Genomic DNA, 23,959 nt, shown 5'->3' with positions numbered 1-23,959 from the left:
GACTGTAGGAGAGGCGAGTTGACGGGGCGTCACGCGTGGGTGAACGGGCGGCGGAGGAGTTGCACAGGCCGCGCCCCGCGGCCTGGCCGCCCCCGAGGCCGGTCGGTCGGTCAGTCGGTCCGTACTGGGTAGACCGGCACCGCCGCCACCTCGTCGTCCAGACACGCGCCCGTCGCCAGGTCGAAACGCTGCTTCAGCAGCGGCGAGGCCACGAACGGCCGCCCGCCCGCCGAACCGAGCAGGCCGCGCGAGAGGACGTACGCCCCGGTGAACGGGTCCCGGTTGCCGATCGCGTACACCAGGCCGGCCCGGTCCATGAAGACGGCCGCCTGGTCCCCGTCCGGCAGCAGCACCGCCACTCCCCGCCCGGGGATCAGCAGGGCCCGGTCGCAGACCGTCAGCCAGTCCTTCCCGTGGGCGAGCCGGACGCAGCCGGTGTCCTGCGCTGTCGTGATCGTCGCGGTGGTCATCAGGAGGCGGTCCCTTCGAGGGTGCGGACGGCGAGCACGGGCCCCGCGAGCAGCTCCAGATCCGGCTTGATCTGGTCCCGCTCCGGAACGAACCTCACCGAGGGGTCGGGGGCGTCGGGGGCGTTGACGAAGGTGACGAAACGCCGCAGCCGCTCCGGGTCGTTGATGGTCTCGGCCCACTCGTCGCGGTAGCCGGCGACATGGTCGGCCATCATCCGCTCCAACTCCTCGCAGAGCCCCAGCGAGTCGTGGACGACCACGTCCCGGACGTGCTCCAGGCCGCCGTCGATCCGCTCCAGCCAGGCCGAGGTGCGCTCCAGACGGTCGGCGGTACGGATGTAGAACATCAGGAACCGGTCGATCAGCCGCACCAGTTCGGCGTCGGAGAGGTCCTGGGCCAGCAGGTCCGCGTGGCGCGGGGTGGCCCCGCCGTTGCCGCCGACGTAGAGATTCCACCCCTGGGCGGTGGCGATGATCCCGAAGTCCTTGCCCCGGGCCTCCGCGCACTCGCGGGCACACCCGGAGACCGCCGACTTCAGCTTGTGCGGGGAGCGCAGGCCCCGGTAGCGCAGCTCCAGGTCGATCGCCATCCGTACGGAGTCCTGCACGCCGTAGCGGCACCAGGTCTGCCCTACACAGGACTTCACCGTGCGCAGCGACTTCCCGTACGCGTGCCCGGACTCGAAGCCCGCGTCCACCAGCCGGGTCCAGATCAGCGGCAGCTGGTCGACCCGGGCGCCGAAGAGGTCGATGCGCTGGCCGCCGGTGATCTTCGTGTAGAGGCCGAAGTCGCGTGCCACCTCGCCGATGACGATGAGCTTCTCCGGGGTGATCTCACCGCCGGGGACGCGCGGCACGATCGAGTACGAACCGTTGCGCTGGAGGTTGGCCAGGAAGTGGTCGTTGGTGTCCTGGAGCGCCGCCTGCTCGCCGTCCAGCACATAGCCGCTCGCGCCCACGGTCGGCGCGAGCGAGGCGATGACCGAGCCGACCGTCGGCTTGCAGACCTCGCAGCCGTCCCCGCCCCGCGCCTCCTCGCGGCCGTGCGAGTCGAGGAGGGAGGCGAAGGAGGTGACCTCCAGGGTGCGGACGATCTCGTACAGCTCGCTGCGGCTGTACGGGAAGCATCCGCACAGCCCCGCGTCCGCCGGCGGCGGCATCAGCTGACCGATCACCTTGAGACAACTGCCGCAGCCCGTACCGGCCTTGGTGCACTTCTTCACCTCGGGCAGCGTGCTGTGCTCGCAGACCGCGCCCTTGGTCACGTTGTGGCAGGAGCAGATCACCGCCTCGTCCGGCAGCGCGGAGGGGCCGAGCGCCACCGGGCCGCCCGCCCCCGCCGGCAGCACCAGCTGCTCGGGGGCGACCGGCAGCACCGTGCCCGTCATCGGCCGCAGCGTGCCGTACTGGTCCACGTCGCCGACCAGCACCCCGCCCAGCAGCGTCCCGTCCGGTGCGATCACCAGCTTCTTGTAGACCCCCGACCGGGCGTCGGAGTACACGACGTCGAGCGCCCCGTCGGCCGCCCCGTGCGCGTCGCCGAACGAGGCCACGTCCACGCCGAGCAGCTTGAGCTTCGTCGACAGGTCCGCCCCCGTGAACGCGGACCGGCCGCCCGCGATCACCTCGGCCGCCGCCTGCGCCATCTCGTAACCCGGCGCCACGAGCCCGTACACCCGGCCGTCGGCGGCCAGCGCGCACTCGCCGATCGCGAACACCGCCGGGTCCGACGTCCGGCACTCCTCGTCCACGACGATCCCGCCGCGCTCCCCTACGGTCAGACCGCACTCCCGGGCCAGCTCGTCCCGGGGCCGCACCCCCGCCGAGAAGACCACCAGATCGACGTCGAGCGAGGAGCCGTCGGAGAGGGCCATCCCGGTCACCGCGCCGTCCGCGCCCGCGCCCGTGCCCGCGCCCGCGCCCGTGCTCGTCAGGATCTCCTGCGTACCCACCCCCGTGTGCACCGCGAGGCCCATGTCCTCGATCGTGCGCAGCAGCGCCGCGCCCCCGCCCTCGTCCACCTGGACCGGCATCAGCCGTGGCGCGAACTCCACCACATGGGTGGACAGCCCGAGCCCCTTCAGCGCCCCGGCCGCCTCCAGACCGAGCAGCCCGCCGCCCACCACCGCACCGGTGGCCGCGCCCTTCGCGTACTCCTCGATCGCGAGCAGGTCCTCGATGGTCCGGTACACGAAGCAGCCCCGGGCGTCCTTCCCCGGCACCGGCGGCACGAAGGGGTACGAGCCCGTCGCCAGCACCAGCGTGTCGTACGGGAACACCGCCCCGGACCGCGCGGTCACCGTCCGCCCGGCCCGGTCGACGCCGGTCGCCGGGTCGCCGACGTACAGCTCGATGCCGTGCCGGTCCATGAAGTCCGCCTCCACCAGGGAGAGGTCCTCGGGGCTCCGCCCGTCGAAGTACGAGGTGAGCCGCACCCGGTCGTAGGCGGGCCGGGGCTCCTCGCAGAGCACGACGACCCGGGCGGCGCCGGCCGCCGGGGTCAGCCCGCGGTCGGCGAGGGCCTCCAGGAACCGCTGGCCGACCATGCCGTGCCCGACGACCACGATCGTCGGAACGGCGCTGTGCGCCAGGGCGTCCGGGGTGGTCACCAGGGCGGCGGCGGTGGTGGCGCTCGGGTCGAAGGTGGGCTCCGGCATCTCAGTGGCCTCCGTCGGTTGTCCTCATGACCCCGAGCGTGGGCGGCAGGTGTTACCCGGCCGCATCCCGCCTGTTTCCCGGGCGGAACCTTGCGCTCAGCGACGGCGCAGGGGCCCTGTGAGGGACCAGGTGGAAGAGCCCCGGCGACAGGCGTCTAATGTCGGCTCGTGCCTGACATAACCCTGACCACCCTGGTGCTCCTCTGCCTCGCCGCGGCCGCCGCGGGGTGGATCGACGCGGTGGTGGGCGGCGGCGGACTCCTGCTCCTGCCCGCGCTGCTGCTCGGTCTGCCGAACGTCCCGGCGGCCCAGGTGCTCGGCACCAACAAGGCCGTCGCGATCGTGGGCACCTCGGGCGCCGCGGTGACCTTCCTGCGCCGAGCCCCGGTACGGGTGGGGCTGGCGGTGCGGGTCGGGCTGATGGCGCTCGCCGGGTCGATGACCGGGGCGTTCTTCGCCGCCGGGATCAGCAGCGAGGTGCTCCGCCCGGTGATCATGGTCGTGCTGCTGGGGGTCGCGGCCTTCGTGCTGCTGCGCCCCTCCTTCGGCACCGCCGCGGCGGGCGACGGCACGGACCGGCCCGTCGCCCGGGCCCGGATCGTCACGGCGATCGTGCTCGTCGGCGGCGGTATCGGCTTCTACGACGGGCTGTTCGGGCCGGGCACCGGCACCTTCCTGGTGCTGGCCCTGAGCGCCGTGCTCCACCTGGACCTGGTGACCGCGTCGGCCACCGCGAAGATCGTCAACGTGTGCACCAACGCGGGGGCGCTGGCGATGTTCGCGTACCAGGGCACCGTGCTGTGGCAGCTCGCGGCCGTGATGGCGCTCTTCAATCTGGCGGGCGGGATGATCGGGGCCCGGATGGCGCTGAGCCGGGGCAGCGGCTTCGTCCGGGCGGTGCTGCTGACCGTGGTGTTCTCGCTGGTCGCCAAGTTGGGCTTCGACCAGTGGAACGCGTGACGGCCACAGGACGTCGTCTCAGCGCACCTCGGTGAGGTGCGCGTACGCCACCACATTGCCCTGGTAGCCGGTCTCCTTCGAGAAGCCGCCGCCGCAGGTGATGAGCCGGAGCGACGCGTGCGGCGAGTCGCCGTAGACGCGCTGGTCGGGGAAGTCGTCGTTGTCGTAGACCTCGATGGCGTCGATCGAGAACACGGCCGTGCGCCCGTCCTCGCGGACCACCTCGACCGAGGTCCCCTTGGTCAGGGCCCCCAGGGCGTAGAAGACGGACGGGCCGTCCGCGTTGTCCACGTGCCCCGCGACGATCGCCGTGCCCCGCGCGCCGGGCGGGACGCCGCCCTCGTACCAGCCCGCGAGGTTGCGGTCCTCGTCCGGCGGTACGTCGAGGCTGCCGTCGGCGGCCAGCCCCAGCCGCGTCATCGGCGCGTCCACCTCGATGCTCGGGATGCGGATGCGGACCGGCTCGGAGGGGTTCAGCGGCTCGGCGACCGGGGAGCCGGGCTGGAGCTGGGGCCCGGCGGCGAAGGCCTGGGCGCTGGAGGGCTGCGGCGGGATCAGCTGGCCGCCGGGGCCGTTCTGGACGAGCCAGATGCCGCACAGCACGGCGATGCCCACCAGCCAGCCCCTGGCCTTCTGCGCGCTCGGTGACACGGCGTCGTCCTCGGTCGGTGGTCCGGGGCGGACGGGGCGCGCTCGGGGACGCGCCCCGCCCGGTCAAAGGGGAAGCGGCGGTTCAGCTGCCTTCGGCGCCTTCGGCGCGGGGTGTTCAGCTTCCTTCGGTGCCCTCCGTGCGGCGGCGCAGCAGCCACAGTCCGCCCACGGCGGCCAGGCCGATCACGCCGACGCCGAGAGCGACCTGCGTGGAGTCCGGTTCGACGCTGCCGCCGACCCCGGTCCGTACATGGCCGGACGGGCGGTCGTGGATGGGCTTCTCGTGCTTGCCGCCGCCGATCACCTCCAGGTCACCGACCGCGTCCTTGCCGTTGTCGCAGGAGACGATGATCTCGTAGGTGCCGGGCCGGGTGTCGTGCGGCACGGTGAACTTGCCGACCACGACCTCCTTGTGGGTACCGGGGCGTACTTCGAAGTCCCCGGCGTCCAGGGAGTTCGCGTCGCCGATGCCCGAGCCCTTCTTGCCGCAGGCGGTGGTGTTCACGGTGACGGTGGCACCGGGTGCCGCAGTGGACGGGGTGATCTCCAGTCGGCCGAAGTCGCCCGCGTACGCGGACGGAGCGGCGGCGGTGAGACCGAACGCGATGACGGTGAACGCGGCACCGACGGTGCCGGTCACGAGGCGGGCAGGACTGCGCATGGGGATCCTCCGGGCAGAACGGCGCGAACGGGTGTGTCCTGTTCCCGAGCCAACGGGGGCAGGGCCCGCCACGCCTTCTGACGCTGGGTCAGCTTTCACCCGTACGGACCGGCGCGGCGCCCTTGCCGGGAGGGATCACCGCAGGTCGTGGCGGTGCGGCTGGGCCGTTCGGTCCGTGCTGCCGGTCCGGGTGCCGATCGGGTGAGGCGGGTCAAGGGGATGTGACGTAGGTCACATGTGTGACCTCGCGGGCCCCGGGCACACGCATGACACCCCCCACGGGACGGATTCCCCGCCCCCCACGGCACCCGCCCTCTCCGGTCCACCCCCCCTTGGACCGGAGAGGGCGGTGTCGACTCCGCCTCCGGCCGCTCCCGCCCCCGGCACCCGCCCCCTCGGGCTCCGCCCGTCCCCTCCCGGCTCCTCAGGTCCCGTCCGTGGCGCTCCAGGTGATCCGGGGCGGGCGCACCCGGGCGCACAGCGGCTGCCCCTTGGCGTCGGTCAGCCCGAGCCGCCCGGTGAGGTGGCCGGAGCGCGCGGCGGCTTCGAGGACGTCCGGGTCGATGTCGTCGAACATCAGCTTGGCGCGACGGAACATGGTGAAGACCCCGGCGTCGTCCACCGTGCCCCACGACAGATAGACGAACCGCCCGCCCAGCCGGTTCTGGACGTACGGCCCCGACACCTCGACTCCGTCCGCCGTCGCGGTGGCCGTGCAGTCGAGCACCCACGAGGCGGAGGGGGAGTCCCCGGGGTGCGGGTCGAGCAGTTCGCCCGGCCGGTCCTTGCGCTGGACGCCGACGTGGATGTTCGCGTACCCGGGAAAGTCGCTGTCCGGTCCGCAGTCGCGGCCGGGGAGGGCCGATGCCTCGATATGGATCTGCATGCCCCCATGGTCCGGCACGGCCGGAGCGGGTGCCCCGGCCGTGCCGTGCGGGGTGTCTCACACGGCGTCCTCCGGGGTGCCGTCGTACACCGCGCCCAGCGCCCTCATCAGCTCCTCGTCGATCGCGAACGCGATGCCGTCGATCCGACGCACCGGTGCGATGCCCTGCGAGTTGCAGACGAAGGCGGCGGAGAAGCGGCTCACCCCGTCCGGGCCGTCCAGCGTCACCGAGCGGCGCGCCGACGGCCGTCCGGCCCGCTCCAGTCCCTGCTCCAGCAGAGTCATCGTGATGCCGGCGAGCGCCGGGGCGTCGGGCCACACCACCGAACTCCCGTCCCAGAAGCTGACGTTGGTGGTCGCCCCCTCGGTCACCACCCCGCCGGGCGCGGTCAGCAGCGCCTCGTCGAAACCCGCCCGCCCCGCCAGGATCCCGTAGTACGTCTGCCCGAACTCGCCCGGCCGCTTGATGTGCGGGGCCGTGCGCGCGTACGGCACCGACATCAGGCTCCGCGCCCCGGCCGGCCGGGCGGCGGGCTCCCGGGCCGTCACCATCAGGGTCGTGTGCGTCGCGCCGGGCGGCAGATAGCCGTTCACCCGCACCGAGGCGTCCCGCAGTCCCGCCCCGTCCAGGGCGTGCCGGATCAGCTCCCGCACCCGGTCGCCGTCCACCGGCAGGTCGAACAGCTCCCGGTTCGCGGCGTCCAGCCGGGCGAGATGCAGGCCGAGGCCCCGCACCCGGCCGGCCCGCACCTGCATGGCGGTGAAGTGGCCGTAGCCGTACAGGGCGGGGATCCGCAGGTCCTCCCCGGTGGCCGGGCGGCCGTCGAACTCGATGTACGGGAGAGGCGTGTTCGGCCGGTGCGTCGTCATGCGGCCACCGTAAGCGGGCCGTCCGGGCCCGGACGGGCCAGGCTCCGGACGGGCACGCTTGACCTCAACCACGGTTGAGGGAGAAACCTCGACGTCATGGACACCACAGCCGTATCCACGTCATCCACGTCAGCCACCGTCCCCGTCACCGAGCCCGCCCCCCTCAAGGTGGCCGTCATCCTCGGCAGCAACCGCGACGGCCGCTTCGGTCCCGTCGTCGCCGACTGGTTCCTGGCCCGCGCGGCGAGCCACCCCGGCATCGAGACCGACCTGGTCGACGTCGCCGAGGCCGGCCTCCCCACCGCGATCACCTTCAGCCCCGGGCCCGAGGAGGCGGACCGGCTCGGCGTGGTCTCCGCCCGGCTCGCGGCGGCCGACGCCTTCGTCGTCCTCACCCCCGAGTACAACCACTCGTTCCCCGCACCGCTGAAAACGCTCATCGACTGGCACAGCGCCGAATGGCAGGCCAAACCCGTCGCCTTCGTCAGTTACGGCGGCATCTCCGGCGGGCTGCGGGCCGTCGAACAGCTCCGGCAGGTCTTCGCCGAACTGCACACCGTCACCGTCCGCGACACCGTGTCCTTCCACAACGCCGGCGCCCTCTTCGACGACCAGGGGCGCCATCTGGACCCGGGGCCCGCCGACGCGGCGGCCAAGGCGCTGCTGGACCAGTTGGTGTGGTGGGGCACCGCTCTGCGCGACGCCCGTCATCTCCGTCCGTACGGCGCCTGACCCGTCGTGGGCCGACAATCGCAGGGAAGGCCCACGGGCTGAGGAGCCCGCCGTACTCGGAGGAGACCGACCATGACAGCGCCGCCGGCATGGCTGACCGTACTGACCACGACCGACAGCGAGGACAAGGCCGACGCCCTGGCCCGGTCGGCGGTGGAGGCCAGGCTGGCGGCCTGCGCGCAGATCTCCGCCCCGGTCACCTCCGTCTACCGGTGGCAGAACGCCATCGAGGCGACCGAGGAGTGGCAGGTGTTCTTCAAGACGACGGCGGAACGCTACGACGAACTGGAGGAACACCTCCAGCGGGAGCACGACTACGAGACGCCGGAGATCATCGCCCTGCCGGTGATCCGGGGCAGTGCCCGCTACCTCGGCTGGGTGACGGCGGAGACGGCGCCCCCGGCAGCCCTGTGACGGCGGCCATGACCACGACCGTCCCCGGCGGCCCCGTCGCCGCCGAGCTGCCCTTCTTCGTGTACGGGACGCTGCTGCCGGGCGAACCCAACCACGACCTGTTCCTCCGGGGCCGCACGGCGGGGGAGCGGCCGGCCGTGCTGCCCCGGGCCCTCCTCTACGAAGGCCCCGGCTACCCGTACGCGATCGAGGGCCACGGCAGCGTCCACGGCACCCTGCTCGTCGCCGCGCCCGGGGCGTACGGGGAACTGCTGGGGCTGCTGGACCACCTGGAGGAGTTCCTCGGCCCCGGCCACCCGTGCAACCTGTACGAACGCGTCGTCCGCGAGGTCGAGCTGCCGGCGCGAGGGGCGTTGGAGGCCGGGGAGGCCGGGGAGGTCGGGAAGGCCGGGGAGGCCGGGGGAGTCAGGGAGGCCGGGGGAGTCGGGGAACCTGGGGAGGCCGTGCGGGCCTGGGTCTACCTCGCCGCGACCGCCGTCACCCGCTCGCTGCGGACCGGCGGCGTCCTCATCCCCGGGGGGCGGTGGGCCACCGGACGCGCGGCGGGCGGCTCCTAGAACCTGCCGTCGGGCTCACCCGCCCGGAGCAAGTGGCCGACGCCGTGCTCGGCGGTACTCCCGGTGGGTTCCGTCCTCAAGCCCGTCCGGCGCTTGAGGACGGAACCTGGTGGCGGGGAGCGGCGACCTGCTCTGCGGCGGGGAGTGGTGGTGCCGGGTTCGTCCCGGGCGACGGTTCCGCGCTTCGGGCGGGCCCGTTCAGCGCGCCCCCGCCGCCAGCGCTTCCGTCACGCCCCGCTCCTCCGGCCCCAGGAAACGCGGGTCGGGCCGGAGCAGGGCATCCAGGGCGGCCTTGCCCGAGGCCGCCAGCTCCCGGGCGCCGCCGTAGTACCAGGTGGCGTCCCGTGGCTCGTCGACCCCGACGCCGTACGCGTCGATCCCGGCCGACCGGCACAGGGTGACCGCCCGGTGGATGTGGAAGCCCTGGCTCACCAGCACCGCCCGGTCGACCCCGAAGATCTTCTTGGCCCGGACGCAGGAGTCCCAGGAGTCGAACCCGGCGTAGTCGCTCACGATCCGCTCGTCCGGCACCCCGCGCCCGGTGAGATACGTGCGCATCGCGTCCGGCTCGTCGTACTCCACGCGGCTGTTGTCCCCGGTGACCAGAACGACCTTCACCTTCCCGGTGCGGTACAGCTCGGCCGCCGCGTCCAGCCGGTGCGCGAGGTACGGGGTCGGCCGGCCCTTCCACAGCCCGGCGCCGAACACCACGGCGACCTCCCGCGCCGGAGCCTCGGCCGTCGTGCCCACCCGGTCGCCGGCCTCCAGCCGCATCCAGGTCGCGGGCACCAGGGCCAGCACACAGGCGGCCACCAGCCCCTGCGTCAGCCGCCGTTGCACCCGCCGCGTGCGGGGCAGCCGCAGCGTGAACCGCCCCGGCGGCCGCAGGGCGAATCGCTCCGGCAGGCGCAGCGCGAACCGCCCCGGCACCAGCGGGGCGACGGGCCGCGCCGACTGACGCCGGGCGGTCCGCCCCGGCAGCCGGAGGCCCTGCGGCCACCGCCCGCGCACCGGCCGTCTCTTACCCGCCGTCCTGCTCCCGCCGTTCTTTCCGCGCACCAGAAACCCCCTGTCGTTCCGCTGTCCGTCGCGTCGTCCGCGCCACCCAGGCCCTGTCGTCAAACTCCCGCCTGCCCCGAGGCGCCATGCACGCACTCTCGCCGCACCGGGCACACGCCCGAGTACGTCCAGTACGCGGACCTGCGCCCGGCACACCGAGAGCACGCACCTGACCCCGCAGGGCCGTCCTTCGGGCGACGGCGGGAGTTCGACGACAGGACCTAGCCCTCACCCCACCTGACGTCCGGGACGCCGCAAAGGTTCGCCGGCCGCCCCGGCCCGTGGCGTCCGACACCGGCGGGGGAGCGGACCGAGCCGCGTACGCACACACTCCCCGCCCCCGTCGTGAGGCGGCGGAAAACGCCCGTGACCCTCGCGCAACGACCCGGCAACCTCCGCCCGGCACCATCGGTCCATGACGGAGCAGCTCCCCGAACAGCCCCACCGGTCGCCCCCGATGACCGACGGCACCGCCCACCTCCCCACCCGCGTCACCGACCGGCTCGGCGCCCAGCCCGGCCCCGCCCCCCGGAACGGAACCCACAGCCCCACGCACCGCACCCGGCAGCCCGACCGCCCCGCGGAGGAGCGGCGCGGAGCCCTTGCCCCGTCCCTGGTCGCCGTGGCGCACGGCAGCCGCGACCCGGAGGCCCCGCGCACCGTGCTGGCCCTCCTGGACCGGGTGCGCGACCTGCGCCCCGGGCTCGACGTCCGGCTCGGCCACATCGAGCTGAACCGGCCGCTGCTCCCGGACACCCTGGACGGCCTGCGCGGGGCCGACGCCGTCCTCGTACCGCTGCTCCTGGGACGCGGCCACCACGTCAAGCACGACCTGCCCGCCGGGGCGGCCGCAGCCCCGGACGTCCGTACCCGGATCGCCGCGCCGCTGGGCCCCCACCCCCTGCTCGTCGAGGCGCTGTACGGGCGGCTCGTCGAGGCCGGCTGGGACCCCGCCGACCAGGGGGGCCGCCACGCCGCCGTGGTCCTCGCCGCCGCCGGATCCCGCGACCCCGACTCCGCCCGGGACACCCGGCACACCGCCCGCGCGCTCGCGATGCGCCTCGGCGTGCCCGTCGTCCCCGCCTACGCCTCCGCCGCCACGCCCACCGTCCCGGCCGCCCTGCGCGCCCTGGCCGCCCGGGGCCGCCACCGGACCTTCGTCGCCTCGTACTTCACCGCCCCAGGCCGCTTCGCGAGCGCCTGCGCCGACGCCGTACCGCACCGGGCGGCCGCCCCGCTCGGCGCCCACCCGGCGATGGCCCGCCTCGTACTGCACCGCTACGACCAGGCACGGGCCGCCTCGGATGGCGCCCCGGCCCCGGCCGTCGCGGCGAGCCTGCTCGCTTCCGCCTGACATCCGGGCCCGCTCACGCCACGTTGTCCGTCCCGGTCGCTACTGTCGGAACCATGGACGGCACACAGGGCGCACACGGGGCAGACCGGACGCACGACGCACGGACGCACGACGCACAGGGCGCACCCAGCGGACGCGGGGCGAGCCCCTACGGGTCCGCCGACACCGAGCGCTTCGACACCGAGGAGGACAAGCGCCCCGGCCGCACCGCCTTCCAGCGCGACCGCGCCCGGGTCCTGCACTCCGCCGCCCTGCGCCGGCTCGCCGGGAAGACCCAGGTCGTGACGCCCGGCACCCGCTCCCTGGTCTGGGACGCCAGCCCCCGCACCCGGCTCACCCACTCCCTGGAGTGCGCCCAGGTCGGCCGCGAGCTGGGCGCGGTCCTCGGCTGCGACCCGGACCTGGTGGAGACGGCGTGCCTGGCCCACGACCTGGGCCACCCGCCGTTCGGCCACAACGGCGAACAGGCCATCGACGACTTCGCCTCCGACTGCGGCGGCTTCGAGGGCAACGCCCAGTCGCTGCGCCTGCTGACCCGCCTGGAACCCAAGCGTTTCGTCCGCGACCCGCGCACCGGAGACCTGGTCAGCGTCGGCCTCAACCTGACCCGGGCCGCGCTGGACGCCGCCACCAAGTACCCCTGGCCGCGCGGCGCGCACCCCACCGACCCGCACTCCGCCAAGTTCGGGGTGTACGCCGACGACGTCCCGGTCTTCGCGTGGGCCCGCGAGGGCGCCCCCGAGGACCGCACCTGCTTCGAGGCGCAGGTCATGGACTGGTCCGACGACGTGGCGTACAGCGTCCACGACTTCGAGGACGGGCTGCACGCCGGCCACATCGACCCCAACTGCCTCTACGCCGAGCCGGAGCGCGAGGAGATCTGGGCCGTCGCCATCGGCCGCTACGTCCCCGCCGGCACCGACCCGCAGGAGCTGTCCGAGGCCCTCGACCGGCTGATCGACCAGGACTGGTGGCCGCACGGCTACGACGGCTCCGCCGCGGCCCAGGCCCGCCTGAAGGACGCCACCAGCCAGCTCATCGGCCGCTTCTGCACGGAGGCCGAGACCGCCACCCGCGCGGTGTACGGCCCCGGCCGCCTCGGCCGGTACGGCGCCGAGCTGGTCGTCCCGCGCGCGGTGCGCCACGAGTGCGCGGTGCTCAAGGCGGTCGCCGACCGTTACGTCATGCAGCGCGCCGAACAGGAGGCCATCCGCGCCGACCAGCGCATCGTGATCGCCGAGCTGGCCGCCGCCCTCACCGCCCGCGCCCCCGAAGGCCTGGAACCGCACTTCCGCGCCCTGTTCGACCAGGCGCCCGACGACCACGCCCGCAAGCGGGTCCTCGTCGACCAGATCGCCGCCCTCACCGACGCCTCCGCACGATCCCTGCACGCCGCGCTCACCGCCCGCCGCGGCTGACCGGCAGACTGGAAGAAGCCGGACATCTGACCACTGGGTGTGACCTGACCGGGGCACACCCTCTTTCGCCATCACGCTGCGTGCGGGACGCTCGCAGCTGGGGGCGCCGCGCAGCACAGCACTGAGGAGGCATCAAGTGGTCGACGCACACCAGACGTTCGTCATCGTCGGAGCAGGACTCGCAGGGGCGAAGGCGGCCGAAACGCTGCGCGCCGAAGGGTTCACCGGCCGGGTGATCCTCATCGGCGACGAGCGCGACCACCCCTACGAACGACCGCCGCTCTCCAAGGGCTACCTGGACGGCAAGGCCGAACGCGACAGCGTCTTCACCCACGAACGAGCCTGGTACGCGGGCGCCGACATCGAACTGCACCTCGGCCAGCCGGTCACCGTGCTCGACCGGTACGCGAAGACCGTGCAGCTCGGCGACAACACCGTCATCCACTACGACAAGCTGCTCCTGGCCACCGGCTCCGAACCGCGCCGCCTGGACGTCCCCGGCACCGACCTGGCCGGCGTCCACCACCTGCGCCGCCTCGCCCACGCCGACCGGCTGCGCAACGTGCTCGCCGCCCTCGGCCGCGACAACGGCCACCTGGTCATCGCCGGAGCCGGCTGGATCGGCCTGGAGGTCGCCGCCGCCGCCCGCGGCTACGGGGCCGAGGTCACCGTCGTCGAGGCCGAGCCCACCCCGCTGCACCAGGTCATCGGCCCCGAGCTGGGCCAGATCTTCACCGAGCTGCACAGCGCGCACGGCGTCCGCTTCCACTTCGGGGCCCGCCTCACCGAGATCACCGGCCAGGACGGCATGGTGCTCGCCGTCCGCACCGACGACGGCGAGGAGCACCCCGCCCACGACGTGCTCGCCGCGATCGGCGCCGCCCCGCGCTCCGCCCTCGCCGAGGCCGCGGGCCTGGAGACGGCCGACCGCGCCCACGGCGGCGGCATCGCCGTGGACGCCTCCCTGCGCACCTCCGACCCGCACATCTACGCCGCCGGGGACGTCGCCGCCGCCGCCCACCCGCTGCTCGGCGCCCGGCTGCGCGTCGAGCACTGGGCGAACGCCCTGAACGGCGGACCGGCCGCCGCCCGCGCCATGCTCGGCCAGGACGTGAGCTACGACCGCGTCCCGTACTTCTTCTCCGACCAGTACGACCTCGGCCTCGAATACTCCGGCTGGGCCCCGCCCGGCTCCTACGACGAGGTGATCATCCGGGGCGACGCCGGGAAGCGGGAGTTCATCGCGTTCTGGCTGAAGGACCGCCGCGTCCTCGCCGGGATGAACGTCAACGTGTGGGATGTCACCGAAACGATCCAGGAGCTGATCCGGGCCCGCCGGCAGCACGACCCGGAAGCCCTCGGCGACCCGTCGGTCCCGCTGGAGTCCCTGCTCTGAGGAGCCTCGGCGGGGTGCGGACGGCACCGCCCGCACCCCGCCGGGCCACCCGCCGGGCGTCCGGCCGTCCGCGCCCACCCGTAGACTTCACCCGTGGCTGGCAGGATCAACGACGACGACGTGAAGGCGGTACGGGACGCGGTCCCGATCGACTCCGTCGTGTCCGAATACCTCCAGCTGCGCAACGCGGGCGGCGGAAACCTCAAAGGCCTCTGCCCCTTCCACGACGAGAAGTCCCCCTCCTTCCAGGTCAGCCCCGGCAAGGGCCTGTTCCACTGCTTCGGCTGCCAGGAGGGCGGCGACACGATCGCCTTCGTGATGAAGATCGACCACCTCTCCTTCTCGGAGACGGTCGAGCGCCTCGCCGCCAAGGCGGGCATCACCCTGCGCTACGAGGAGGGCGGCTACAACCCCTCCCACCAGCGCGGCGAACGCATCCGGCTGATCGAGGCCCACCAGGCCGCCGCCGAGTTCTACGTACGCGCCCTGGAGAGCCCCGAGGCCGAGATCGGCCGCAAGTTCCTCGCCGAGCGCGGCTTCGACCAGGACGCCGCCGCCCACTTCCGCGTCGGCTACAGCCCGGCCGGCTGGGACCACCTCACCCGCTATCTGCGCGGCAAGGGCTTCAGCGACAAGGAACTGATCACCTCCGGGCTCTCCCAGGACGGCCGCCGCGGCCCCATCGACCGCTTCCGCGGCCGGCTGATGTGGCCCATCAGCGACACCGCCGGGGAGATCGTCGGCTTCGGCGCCCGCAAACTGCGCGACGACGACAACGGCCCGAAGTACCTCAACACCCCCGAGACCCCGATCTACAAGAAGTCCCAGGTGCTGTACGGCATCGACCTGGCGAAGAAGGACATCGCCAAGGCCAGCCGCGCCGTCGTCGTCGAGGGCTACACCGACGTCATGGCCTGCCACCTCGCCGGGGTCACCACCGCCATCGCCACCTGCGGCACCGCCTTCGGCAACGACCACATCAAGATCCTGCGCCGCCTCCTCATGGACAACGGCAGCGCCCGCGTGATCTTCACCTTCGACGGCGACTCGGCAGGACAGAAGGCCGCCCTGCGCGCCTTCGAGGACGACCAGAAGTTCGCCGCCGAGACGTACATCGCCATCGCCCCGGACGGCATGGACCCCTGCGACCTGCGGCTCGCCAAGGGCGACGACTCCGTACGCGACCTGGTCGAGCCGCGCACCCCGCTCTTCGAATTCGCCCTGCGCCAGATCGTCGGCCGGTACGACCTGGAGACCCCGGCCGGCCGCGCCGCCGCCCTCGACGAGGCCGCCGCCGTCGTCGCCAAGATCAAGACGAGCAGCGTGCAGCGCGAGGTCGCCGTCCAGCTCGCCGGGTTCGTCGGCATCCTCGACCAGGAGTTCGTCGTCCACCGCGTCGCCCAGCTCGCCCGCTGGGCCCGCGACAAGGGCGGCGACCACGCGGAGCGCGGCGGCCGGCGCGGCGGCCCCCAGGGCCCGCGGGGCGGCGCCCCGCAGCAGCCCGCGCCCGCCCCCGGCTTCTCCGGACCCGCGCTCAACCTCCGCAGCCCCGCCCACCGCACCGAACGCGAACTGCTCAAGCTCGCCCTCCAGAAGCCCGCCCTGGTCTCCCCGGCCTTCGACGCGTACGGCGTGGACGAGTTCACCGCCCCGCCCTACGCCGCCGTCCGGCAGTGCATCGAGCAGGCGGGCGGCGCCGAACAGGGCCTCGCCGACAACCGCGAGTATCTGGTCGCCGTCATGGACGCCGCCCCCGACAACACCGTCCGCAGCCTCGTCACCGAGCTCGCCGTCGAGGTCTTCATCGGCAAGACCATCGACGAGACCTACGCGGGCATGCAGCTCGTCCAGGTCCGGCTGCGCGCCGTGGACCGCCGCATCAACGACGTCCAGGGCAGCCTCGCCCGCCTCGGCAGCCACGTCGCCCCCCAGGATCTGGCCGCCGCGCAGAACGAGGTCTGGGTGCTCCAGCAGTACGCCCAGTCCCTGCGCGCCTACGGCGCCGCCGCGCTCTGAGCGGCTGTCGGAGCCGACGCGCGGCCGACCGCGGTAATCGTCCGGTGACGGACCGGAACCAGAAAGTCCCCGCACGCCCCTCGTGGCAGTCGTGTGTCGTACCCCACACTGGGGAATGTCTGAGTCATCGGAGCACACCGGCCCGCAGGAGAGCACCCCGGGGCCGGACAGACCTCCCCCCCCGTCATCCGGCAGCGATCACCTGGAGGTCGCCCCCGTGCAGACCCGGACCGTGACGACCACGACCGAGACCATGGCGGCCATCCCGGCCATTCCCGCGCAGAACAGGTCCCTGCACCACCCGGAGACCACAGCCGGACCGCCCGGATACGCACCCGAGGCAGTCATGGTGGAAACGACGCACCTCCCCGACCCCCCGGAGCCGCGGAACCGGGCGGACTCCGGCGGCCCCACCTCCGACCTGTTCCGGCAGTATCTGCGCGAGATCGGCCGCATCCCGCTGCTCACCGCCGCCGAGGAGGTCGAACTCGCCCGCCGCGTCGAGGCCGGGCTCTTCGCCGAGGAACGCCTCGCGGGCACCCCGGACCTCGACTCCCGCCTCGCCGGGGACCTTGACCGGCTGGTCGTGCTGGGCCGCACGGCCAAACGCCGCCTCATCGAGGCCAACCTCCGCCTCGTCGTCTCCGTCGCCAAGCGCTACGTCGGCCGTGGGCTGACCATGCTCGACCTGGTCCAGGAGGGGAACCTCGGACTGATCCGGGCCGTGGAGAAGTTCGACTACGCCCGGGGCTACAAGTTCTCCACGTACGCGACCTGGTGGATCCGGCAGGCCATGTCCCGCGCGCTGGCCGACCAGGCCCGCACCATCCGCGTCCCGGTCCATGTCGTGGAACTGATCAACCGCGTGGTGCGGGTCCAGCGCCGCCTCCTCCAGGAGCGCGGCGTCGAACCGACCGCCGAGGACATCGCCGTGGAGCTGGACCTGACGCCCGAGCGGGTCACCGAAGTCCTCCGCCTGGCCCAGGAGCCCGTCTCCCTGCATGCCCCCGTCGGCGAGGAGGACGACGTCTCCTTCGGCGACCTCATCGAGGACGGCGACGCCGCCTCACCCGTCGAGTCCGCCGCCTTCCTCCTGCTCCGCGAACACCTGGAGGCGGTGCTCTCCACCCTCGGCGAACGCGAACGCAAGGTCGTCCAGCTGCGGTACGGGCTGGAGGACGGGCGGCCCCGCACCCTGGAGGAGATAGGCCGGATCTTCGGCGTGACGCGCGAACGCATCCGCCAGATCGAGTCCAAGACCCTCAGCAGGCTGCGGGACCACGCCTTCGCCGACCAACTCCGCGGCTACCTCGACTGATCCGCCCGGCCGATCCGCTCAGTCCACCTCGGCCAGCGCCTCCGCGAACTGGGCGGCGTACAGCCGGGCATAGGCGCCCTTGGCCGCCAACAGCCCCTCGTGCGTGCCCTGTTCGACGATCGACCCGTTCTCCATCACGAGGATCACGTCCGCGTCCCGGATCGTGGAGAGCCGGTGCGCGATCACGAACGACGTACGCCCGTGGGCCAGGCGCGCCATCGCCTTCTGGATCAGCACCTCGGTCCGGGTGTCCACCGAGCTGGTCGCCTCGTCGAGGACCAGGATCACCGGGTCGGACAGGAACGCCCGCGCGATGGTGATCAGCTGCTTCTCGCCCGCGCTGACCCCGGAGCCTTCGTCGTCGATCACCGAGTCGTACCCGTCGGGCAGCGTCCGGACGAACCGGTCCGCGTGCGCCGCCCGGGCCGCCTCCTCGATCTCCTCCCGGGTGACCTCGCGCGAAGCGCCGTACGCGATGTTCTCCGCGATCGTCCCGCCGAACAGCCAGGTGTCCTGGAGCACCATGCCGATGGAGGACCGCAGTTCGTCGCGGGACATCTTCGCCACGTCGATCCCGTCGAGCGCGATCCGCCCGCCGGTCACCTCGTAGAACCGCATCAGCAGGTTGACCAGCGTCGTCTTGCCGGCGCCGGTCGGACCGACGATCGCGACGGTCTGCCCCGGCTCCACACTCAGCGACAGATCCTCGATCAGCGGCTTCTCCGGGTCGTAGCGGAAGGCCACCTTCTCCAGCGAGACCCGGCCCTCAAGACGCTCCGGGCGCTCGCCGTGCTCCGGGTCCGCGTCCTGCTCCTCGGCGTCGAGCAGCTCGAAGACGCGCTCCGCCGAAGCGATGCCGGACTGCACCAGGTTGGCCATCGAGGCGACCTGCGTCAGCGGCATCGAGAACTGCCGCGAGTACTGGATGAACGCCTGCACGTCACCGATCGACAGCGTGCCCGAGGCGACCCGGAGCCCGCCGACCACCGCGACCAGCACGTAGTTGATGTTCGAGATGAAGAACATCAGCGGCTGCATGAGCCCGCTGGCGAACTGCGCCTTGAACCCCGCCTCGTACAGCGCCTCGTTCTGCTCGGCGAAGTCCCGCGCGGACTCCTCCTGCCGGCCGAAGACCTTCACCAGGTTGTGCCCGGTGTACATCTCCTCGATGTGGGCGTTGAGCGTCCCCGTCACCCGCCACTGCTGCACGAACTGCGGCTGCGACCGCTTGCCGACCTGTGTCGCCACGACCACCGACAACGGGACCGTCACCAGCGCGACCAGGGCCAGCAGCGGCGAGATCCAGAACATCATGACCAGCACCCCGACGATCGTCAGCAGGGAGTTGATGAGCTGCCCCATCGTCTGCTGGAGCGTCTGCGAGATGTTGTCGATGTCGTTCGTCGCCCGGCTCAGCACCTCACCGCGCTTGGCCCGGTCGAAGTACGACAGCGGCAGCCGCGCCAGCTTCGTCTGGAGGTCCTCGCGCAGCTGGAACACGATCCGGTTGATCACCCGGATCGACAGCCGCGTGGAGACCAGCATCAGCAGCCCGGCCCCGACGTAGATCACCAGGGCCACCAGCAGGACGTTCCCCACCGCCCCAAAGTCGATGCCCTCGCCCGGGGTGAAGTCCACCCCCGAGAGCATGTCGGCCATGGAGCCGCTGCCCTTCTCCCGCAGCCCCTCGATCGCCTGCGCCTTCGTCGTGCCCTCGGGCATTCCGCGCCCCACCACACCGGCGAAGATCAGGTCGGTCGCCTTCCCGAGGATCTTCGGACCGGCCACCGACAGCGCGACGCTCACCGTCACGGCGGCCAGCATCAGCCACAGCGAGGACTTCTCCCGGCCGAACCGCCTCAGCAGCCGCTTGCTCGACCCCTTGAAGTCCATCGACCGGTCGGTGGGCGCGCCCCCGGCCATCATCCGTCCGCCCGGACCGGCCATTACGCGGCCTCCGCTTCCGTCAGCTGGGAGAGCACGATCTCCCGGTATGTTTCGTTGCCGTCCATCAGCTCGTGGTGGGTGCCGGTCCCCACGACCCGGCCCTCGTCCAGCACCAGGATCCGGTCCGCGTCACGGATCGTGGACACCCGCTGCGCCACGATCACCACGGTCGCCCCGGCCGTCTCCCGCCCCAGCGCCGCCCGCAGCGCGGCGTCGGTCGCGTAGTCCAGCGCGGAGAACGAGTCGTCGAACAGATAGATCTCCGGGCGCTGCACCAGCGTCCGGGCGATGGCGAGCCGCTGGCGCTGACCGCCGGACACGTTGGTGCCGCCCTGCGCGATCGGCGCGTCGAGCCCGTGCTCCAGCGCCTCGACGAACTCCTTGGCCTGCGCCACCTCCAGCGCGTGCCACAGCTCCTCGTCGGTGGCGTCCGGATTCCCGTACCGCAGGTTCGTCGCGACCGTCCCCGAGAAGAGGTACGGCTTCTGCGGCACCAGGGACACCGTCTTCGCGAGCAGCACCGGATCGAGCGTCCGCACGTCCTCGCCGTCGACCAGCACCTCGCCGTCCGTCACATCGAACAGCCGGGGTACGAGCCCGAGCAGCGTGGACTTCCCGCTTCCCGTCGACCCGATGACCGCGGTCGTCTCCCCGGGCCGGGCCACCAGCTCCACGGCCCGCAGCACCGGCTCCTCCGCGCCCGGATAGCGGAACTCGGCGCCCCGCACCTCCAGATGCCCGTGCCGCCGCAGCTCGGTCACCGGAGCGACGGGCGGCACCACACTCGACTCGGTCCCGAGCACCTCCTCGACGCGCTCGGCGCACACCTCGGCGCGCGGCACCATCATGAACATGAACGTGGCCATCATCACGGCCATCACGATCTGCATCAGATAGGCGAGGAACGCGGTCAGCGCGCCGATCTGCATCCCGCCGCTGTCGATGCGGTGCGCACCGAACCACACCACCGCGACCGACGACAGGTTGACCACCGTCATCACGGTCGGGAACATCAGCGCCATCAGCCGCCCGGTCGCCACCGACACATCGGTCAGCTCGGTGTTGGCACCCCGGAACCGCTTCTCCTCGTACCCGTCCCGGACGAAGGCGCGGATGACCCGGTTGCCGGTGATCTGCTCGCGCAGCACCCGGTTCACCGAGTCCAGCCGCTCCTGCATGGTGCGGAACAGGGGCCGCATCCTCTTCACGATGAGACCGACCGAGACGCCGAGCACCGGCACGACCGCCAGCAGCACCGCGGAGAGCGGCACGTCCTGCCCGAGCGCCATGATGATGCCGCCGACGCACATGATCGGGGCCGACACCATCAGGGTGAAGGCCATCAGCACCAGCATCTGGATCTGCTGGACGTCGTTGGTGGTCCGGGTGATCAGCGAGGGCGCCCCGAAGCGCCCGAGCTCACGGGCCGAGAAGGACTGCACCCGGTCGAAGACGGCGGCCCGCACATCGCGCCCGAGGGCGGAGGCGGTCCGGGCGCCGTAGTACACGGCCCCCACGTTGCAGAGCACCTGAACGACACTGACGGCGATCATCAGACCGCCGAACTCCAGGATGTAGCCGGTGTCGCCCGTGACGACACCGTTGTCGATGATGTCGGCGTTCAGACTGGGCAGATACAGCGTGGCGCAGGTCTGGAGCAGCTGGAGGAACACCAGCAGCACGATGGGTTTCTTGTACGGGCCCAGATGGGCCCGCAGGAGTTTTATGAGCACGCGGGTCTCTCGGAATCGGCGGAAGGCAGAGGCCGCCCCAGTTTCGCGTACGCCGTACTCCGAGGGCGAACCCTTTTCGCCAAGCCCAGGTCAAACCTGGAGCGCGCGGAGAGCCCTCCCGCGCTCCGGAACCACGGACTCACTCCGGGCGCGGCACCGTTCGCGGGCGGGCACCGGACGGCCCTGCCCCGGTCGCGAAGCGTACGGATCTGGTCCTGGCCGGGTTGCGTGCCGGTTGCGACGCGTACGGGTCCGGTCCTGGCCGGGGTGCGTGCCGGGTGCGACGCGTGCGGGCCCGGTCCTGGCTACGCCGGGTGCGCTCCGCCGAAGGCCCCGGGGTGGATCTGGTCCCGGGTCGCTGCGTACTGCTGACGCACCGCACCGCCGACCGCCAGCTCGTCGCCGGGCTCCAGCACCTGGGCCGCCGCACCCTGCCAGGCCGGGGGAGTGCGCGGGTCGAGGGAGCCCTGCGAGACCCCGAGCGCCCACGCCGCCTGCCGGGCCGCGCCGATCGCCGCGTACTGGGCGGGCTGCGGCACCACGACCTGGGTGCCGAACACCGCCGGGGCCAGGGCCTGTACGGCGGGCAGCTCGGCGGCGGCGCCGAGCAGGAAGACGCGCCGCACCTCCACCCCCCGCCCCCGCAGTACGTCGAGGGCGTCGGCCAGCGAGCACAGCATCCCCTCGAACGCGGCCCGCGCCAGATGCTCCGGCTTCATCGACTCGCGCCGCAGCCCGCTCAGCGTGCCCGCGGTGTGCGGGAGCTGCGGGGTGCGCTCGCCCTCCAGATACGGCAGCAGCACCAGCCCGGAGGCGCCCGGCGTCGACTTCAGGGCCAGCGCGGACAGCTCCTCCAGCCCTTCCACGTCCAGCATCTCGGCGGTCCCGCGCAGCGCACGCACGGCATTGGAGAGGTGCACCACCGGCAGGTGCATCCCGGTGGCGTCGGCGAACGAGGTGATCATCCCGTTCGGGTCGGCGAGCGCCTCGTGATGCACCGCCATCACGGACCCGGAGGCCCCCAGCGACACCACCGCGTCGCCCACCGCGACCCCGAGCCCGAAGGCCGCGGCCATGGTCTCGCCGGTGCCCGCGGAGATCAGCAGCCCTTCCGGGGTCATCCCGGCGGAGTCGGCGGGGCCGAGCACCTCGGGCAGTCCGGCGGAGTGGCCGAGGGCCAGCTCGACCAGATCGGGCCGGTAGGCGGCGGACCCGGCCGACCAGTAGCCGGTGCCCGAGGCCGCGCCCCGGTCCGTGGTCCGCCGGGCGGGCCGGCCCAGCAGCTGCCACACGAGCCAGTCGTGCGGCTGGAGCACGGCGGCCACTCGCTGGGCGTTCTCCGGCTCGGTCCGCGCCAGCCAGCGCAGTTTCGCCACCGGCTGCGCGGCCCCCGGCACGGCCCCGACCGCTTCCGCCCAGGCCCCCCGCCCGCCCAGCGCGTCGACGAGATCGGCCGCGGCGACCTGCGCCCGCCGGTCGTTGCCGAGCAGGGCGGGACGCACGAGGTTGCCCTGCTGGTCCAGCGGGACGAGCCCGTGCTGCTGCGCGGAGACCCCGATGGCCTGCACGCCTTCGAGCAGCCCACCGGAGGCCGCCTCGCCGAGCGAGAGCAGCCAGGCCTGCGGATCGACCTCGGTGGCCTTGGCCTCGACCGGATGGGCGGCGTACCCCTCCCGGAGCACGGCGCCCGAGTCCGTGTCACAGACGACGATGTGAGTGAAGGCGGAAGAACTGTCCAACCCCGCGACTATGCCCATGGGGAGATTCTGCCGCACCCCGCCATTTTCCCGTAACCGCCGCCGTCCGCGACGAGGCCACGGCTCCTAGGTATTGGTGGTCCCCCAGTCGTCCTCGAAGCCGTTCTGGCTGCTGCGGTCCCGCAGCGACCGGACCCGCTCGGCGACGGAGGCGGGCACCTTGTCCCCGACCTTGTCGCTGACCGAGTGGTACGCCTTGCCCGCGAAGTCCCGCCCGTTGTGCGCGGCACTCTCGGCGGCGTTGCGCACGGCGGGGTTCTCCGTGAACTGCCGGGCCGTCTTCTTCAACTGCTCGTAACGCTCGCGCCCGGCTCGCGTGCCGAGCACGTAACCGAGGGCCACTCCGGCGATGAACGTGAGCCGGTACCGCATGGCTGCCACCCTTCCTACGCTTCGTGCGACGTGTGCAGCCCGCCTACCCGCGACCACCCGAGATCACCCCGGGCGATACCGATTGGCGGAGCACCCCCCTGCTTGCGCTAATGTATGTGTCGCAGCGAACGCGCGCCGCCCGGCAGCCGCCAGGCAGGTACGATTTCGCAGCGACGCAGCAATCCCCTGTAGCTCAATTGGCAGAGCAGCCGGCTGTTAACCGGCAGGTTACTGGTTCGAGTCCAGTCGGGGGAGCGCGATCCCCTGTAGCTCAATTGGCAGAGCATTCGGCTGTTAACCGGAGGGTTACTGGTTCGAGTCCAGTCGGGGGAGCGGAACGGAAGAGGGCCCTTCGGGGTCCTCTTTCGCGTGCCCGGCCGATGCCTTCCCGGAGCCCCCGAAGGGCCCTGGAGTGCCTCTTTCGGGTCTCCTCGATCTCGTCCGCAACCGGGCAGCACGCAGCGCCGTCCTCAAGATCAGGTGAAGTCGGCCATCCGAAGCGAGAGATCGTATGACCGGCTATGCTGCGGCAGACGGTGCGCACACTTGTACGCGCCACGCCGAGACGGGGCGGTAGCTCAGCCGGTTAGAGCAGCGGACTCATAATCCGTCGGCCGTGGGTTCGAGTCCCACCCGCCCCACCACAGCAGAAACGTCGTGACCTGCAGATACGCCCGATTGATGAGCCGTCGGGCAGGCGCGGTACCGCACGAGTACCGCACGGAGTCCTC

The 23,959-nt window shown here is 72.6% G+C and carries 20 protein-coding genes and 3 tRNA genes; 12 read left to right on the top strand and 11 right to left on the bottom strand.

The window, feature by feature from the left end; translation table 11 throughout:
- Positions 1-110: 110 nt before the first annotated feature.
- On the bottom strand, positions 111-470 hold the full coding sequence (gene nirD, locus ACH4KB_RS18755) for a nitrite reductase small subunit NirD (protein WP_398067005.1): 360 nt from the start codon (positions 468-470) through the stop codon (positions 111-113).
- Positions 470-3,127 carry a nitrite reductase large subunit NirB gene (gene nirB, locus ACH4KB_RS18750; protein ID WP_398067004.1) on the bottom strand — a complete coding sequence of 886 codons (2,658 nt, stop codon included), beginning with the start codon at positions 3,125-3,127 and terminating at the stop codon, positions 470-472. Before nirB ends, nirD begins: the two co-directional genes overlap by 1 nt.
- A 168-nt stretch (positions 3,128-3,295) precedes the next feature.
- On the opposite strand from nirB, the gene ACH4KB_RS18745 reads away from it, so the two are divergent.
- Positions 3,296-4,087, top strand: coding sequence for a TSUP family transporter (locus tag ACH4KB_RS18745; RefSeq protein ID WP_398067003.1), 792 nt, complete (start codon positions 3,296-3,298; stop codon positions 4,085-4,087).
- Between the two features lie 18 nt (positions 4,088-4,105).
- Here ACH4KB_RS18745 and ACH4KB_RS18740 read toward each other — a convergent pair whose 3' ends face one another.
- From ACH4KB_RS18740 to ACH4KB_RS18725, 4 genes are all read right to left on the bottom strand, one after another.
- Positions 4,106-4,738: a class F sortase gene (locus ACH4KB_RS18740; RefSeq protein WP_398067002.1), complete on the bottom strand. Its 633-nt coding sequence runs from the start codon at positions 4,736-4,738 to the stop codon at positions 4,106-4,108.
- A 115-nt stretch (positions 4,739-4,853) separates the two neighbouring features.
- Positions 4,854-5,399 carry a hypothetical protein gene (locus tag ACH4KB_RS18735; protein WP_398067001.1) on the bottom strand — a complete coding sequence of 182 codons (546 nt, stop codon included), beginning with the start codon at positions 5,397-5,399 and terminating at the stop codon, positions 4,854-4,856.
- Between the two features lie 424 nt (positions 5,400-5,823).
- Positions 5,824-6,285, bottom strand: a complete 462-nt coding sequence (locus ACH4KB_RS18730; RefSeq protein ID WP_398067000.1) for a DUF5990 family protein — start codon at positions 6,283-6,285, stop codon at positions 5,824-5,826.
- Between the two features lie 57 nt (positions 6,286-6,342).
- Positions 6,343-7,155 (bottom strand): aminotransferase class IV family protein, encoded by an 813-nt coding sequence (locus ACH4KB_RS18725; RefSeq protein ID WP_398066999.1) that lies wholly within the window; start codon positions 7,153-7,155, stop codon positions 6,343-6,345.
- A gap of 96 nt (positions 7,156-7,251) precedes the next feature.
- Here ACH4KB_RS18725 and ACH4KB_RS18720 point away from each other — a divergent pair, with 96 nt between their 5' ends.
- From ACH4KB_RS18720 to ACH4KB_RS18710, 3 genes are all read left to right on the top strand, one after another.
- Positions 7,252-7,887, top strand: coding sequence for an NADPH-dependent FMN reductase (locus tag ACH4KB_RS18720; protein WP_398066998.1), 636 nt, complete (start codon positions 7,252-7,254; stop codon positions 7,885-7,887).
- 72 nt (positions 7,888-7,959) lie between these two features.
- Positions 7,960-8,301, top strand: a complete 342-nt coding sequence (gene cutA / locus ACH4KB_RS18715; protein ID WP_398066997.1) for a divalent-cation tolerance protein CutA — start codon at positions 7,960-7,962, stop codon at positions 8,299-8,301.
- An 8-nt stretch (positions 8,302-8,309) separates the two neighbouring features.
- The gene (locus ACH4KB_RS18710; RefSeq protein ID WP_398066996.1) at positions 8,310-8,858 is read left to right on the top strand and encodes a gamma-glutamylcyclotransferase family protein; all 549 of its coding nucleotides are present in this window, start codon (positions 8,310-8,312) and stop codon (positions 8,856-8,858) included.
- 198 nt (positions 8,859-9,056) lie between these two features.
- Here the strand turns inward: ACH4KB_RS18710 and ACH4KB_RS18705 are convergent, their stop codons facing one another.
- Positions 9,057-9,770, bottom strand: coding sequence for a vancomycin high temperature exclusion protein (locus ACH4KB_RS18705; protein WP_398067217.1), 714 nt, complete (start codon positions 9,768-9,770; stop codon positions 9,057-9,059).
- 562 nt (positions 9,771-10,332) lie between these two features.
- On the opposite strand from ACH4KB_RS18705, the gene ACH4KB_RS18700 reads away from it, so the two are divergent.
- From ACH4KB_RS18700 to ACH4KB_RS18680, 5 genes are all read left to right on the top strand, one after another.
- Complete coding sequence (locus ACH4KB_RS18700) at positions 10,333-11,271, top strand: sirohydrochlorin chelatase (RefSeq protein WP_398066995.1); 939 nt, start codon at positions 10,333-10,335, stop codon at positions 11,269-11,271.
- Between the two features lie 53 nt (positions 11,272-11,324).
- The gene (locus tag ACH4KB_RS18695) at positions 11,325-12,689 is read left to right on the top strand and encodes a deoxyguanosinetriphosphate triphosphohydrolase (RefSeq protein WP_398066994.1); all 1,365 of its coding nucleotides are present in this window, start codon (positions 11,325-11,327) and stop codon (positions 12,687-12,689) included.
- 136 nt (positions 12,690-12,825) lie between these two features.
- Positions 12,826-14,085 (top strand): NAD(P)/FAD-dependent oxidoreductase, encoded by a 1,260-nt coding sequence (locus ACH4KB_RS18690; RefSeq protein WP_398066993.1) that lies wholly within the window; start codon positions 12,826-12,828, stop codon positions 14,083-14,085.
- A gap of 93 nt (positions 14,086-14,178) precedes the next feature.
- On the top strand, positions 14,179-16,101 hold the full coding sequence (dnaG, locus tag ACH4KB_RS18685; protein ID WP_398066992.1) for a DNA primase: 1,923 nt from the start codon (positions 14,179-14,181) through the stop codon (positions 16,099-16,101).
- Positions 16,102-16,318: 217 nt separating this feature from the next.
- On the top strand, positions 16,319-17,419 hold the full coding sequence (locus tag ACH4KB_RS18680) for an RNA polymerase sigma factor (RefSeq protein ID WP_398066991.1): 1,101 nt from the start codon (positions 16,319-16,321) through the stop codon (positions 17,417-17,419).
- A gap of 18 nt (positions 17,420-17,437) precedes the next feature.
- On the opposite strand, the gene ACH4KB_RS18675 is transcribed toward ACH4KB_RS18680, so the two are convergent.
- The 4 genes from ACH4KB_RS18675 to ACH4KB_RS18660 all read right to left on the bottom strand — a co-directional run bounded on the left by ACH4KB_RS18675 (position 17,438) and on the right by ACH4KB_RS18660 (position 23,228).
- Positions 17,438-19,366 (bottom strand): ABC transporter ATP-binding protein, encoded by a 1,929-nt coding sequence (locus ACH4KB_RS18675; protein WP_398066990.1) that lies wholly within the window; start codon positions 19,364-19,366, stop codon positions 17,438-17,440.
- Positions 19,366-21,099: an ABC transporter ATP-binding protein gene (locus ACH4KB_RS18670; RefSeq protein ID WP_398066989.1), complete on the bottom strand. Its 1,734-nt coding sequence runs from the start codon at positions 21,097-21,099 to the stop codon at positions 19,366-19,368. The genes ACH4KB_RS18675 and ACH4KB_RS18670 overlap by 1 nt, the downstream gene beginning before the upstream one ends.
- Before the next feature lie 305 nt (positions 21,100-21,404).
- Entirely contained in the window at positions 21,405-22,856 is a 1,452-nt protein-coding gene (locus ACH4KB_RS18665; RefSeq protein ID WP_398066988.1) for an FGGY family carbohydrate kinase, read from the bottom strand.
- 66 nt (positions 22,857-22,922) lie between these two features.
- On the bottom strand, positions 22,923-23,228 hold the full coding sequence (locus ACH4KB_RS18660; protein WP_398067216.1) for a YtxH domain-containing protein: 306 nt from the start codon (positions 23,226-23,228) through the stop codon (positions 22,923-22,925).
- A gap of 182 nt (positions 23,229-23,410) precedes the next feature.
- Between ACH4KB_RS18660 and ACH4KB_RS18655 the strand changes: the two genes are divergently transcribed.
- The 3 genes from ACH4KB_RS18655 (at position 23,411) to ACH4KB_RS18645 (ending at position 23,872) form a co-directional block, all read left to right on the top strand.
- Positions 23,411-23,483: transfer RNA gene (locus tag ACH4KB_RS18655), tRNA-Asn, on the top strand.
- A gap of 5 nt (positions 23,484-23,488) precedes the next feature.
- Positions 23,489-23,561, top strand: a tRNA-Asn gene (locus ACH4KB_RS18650).
- 234 nt (positions 23,562-23,795) lie between these two features.
- A tRNA-Ile gene (locus ACH4KB_RS18645) sits at positions 23,796-23,872 on the top strand.
- The last annotated feature ends 87 nt before the right edge of the window (positions 23,873-23,959 follow it).

The organism is Streptomyces sp. NPDC017520 (assembly GCF_044329855.1).
Lineage (GTDB): Bacteria > Actinomycetota > Actinomycetes > Streptomycetales > Streptomycetaceae > Streptomyces.
This window is presented reverse-complemented; position numbering and strand designations above follow the sequence as displayed.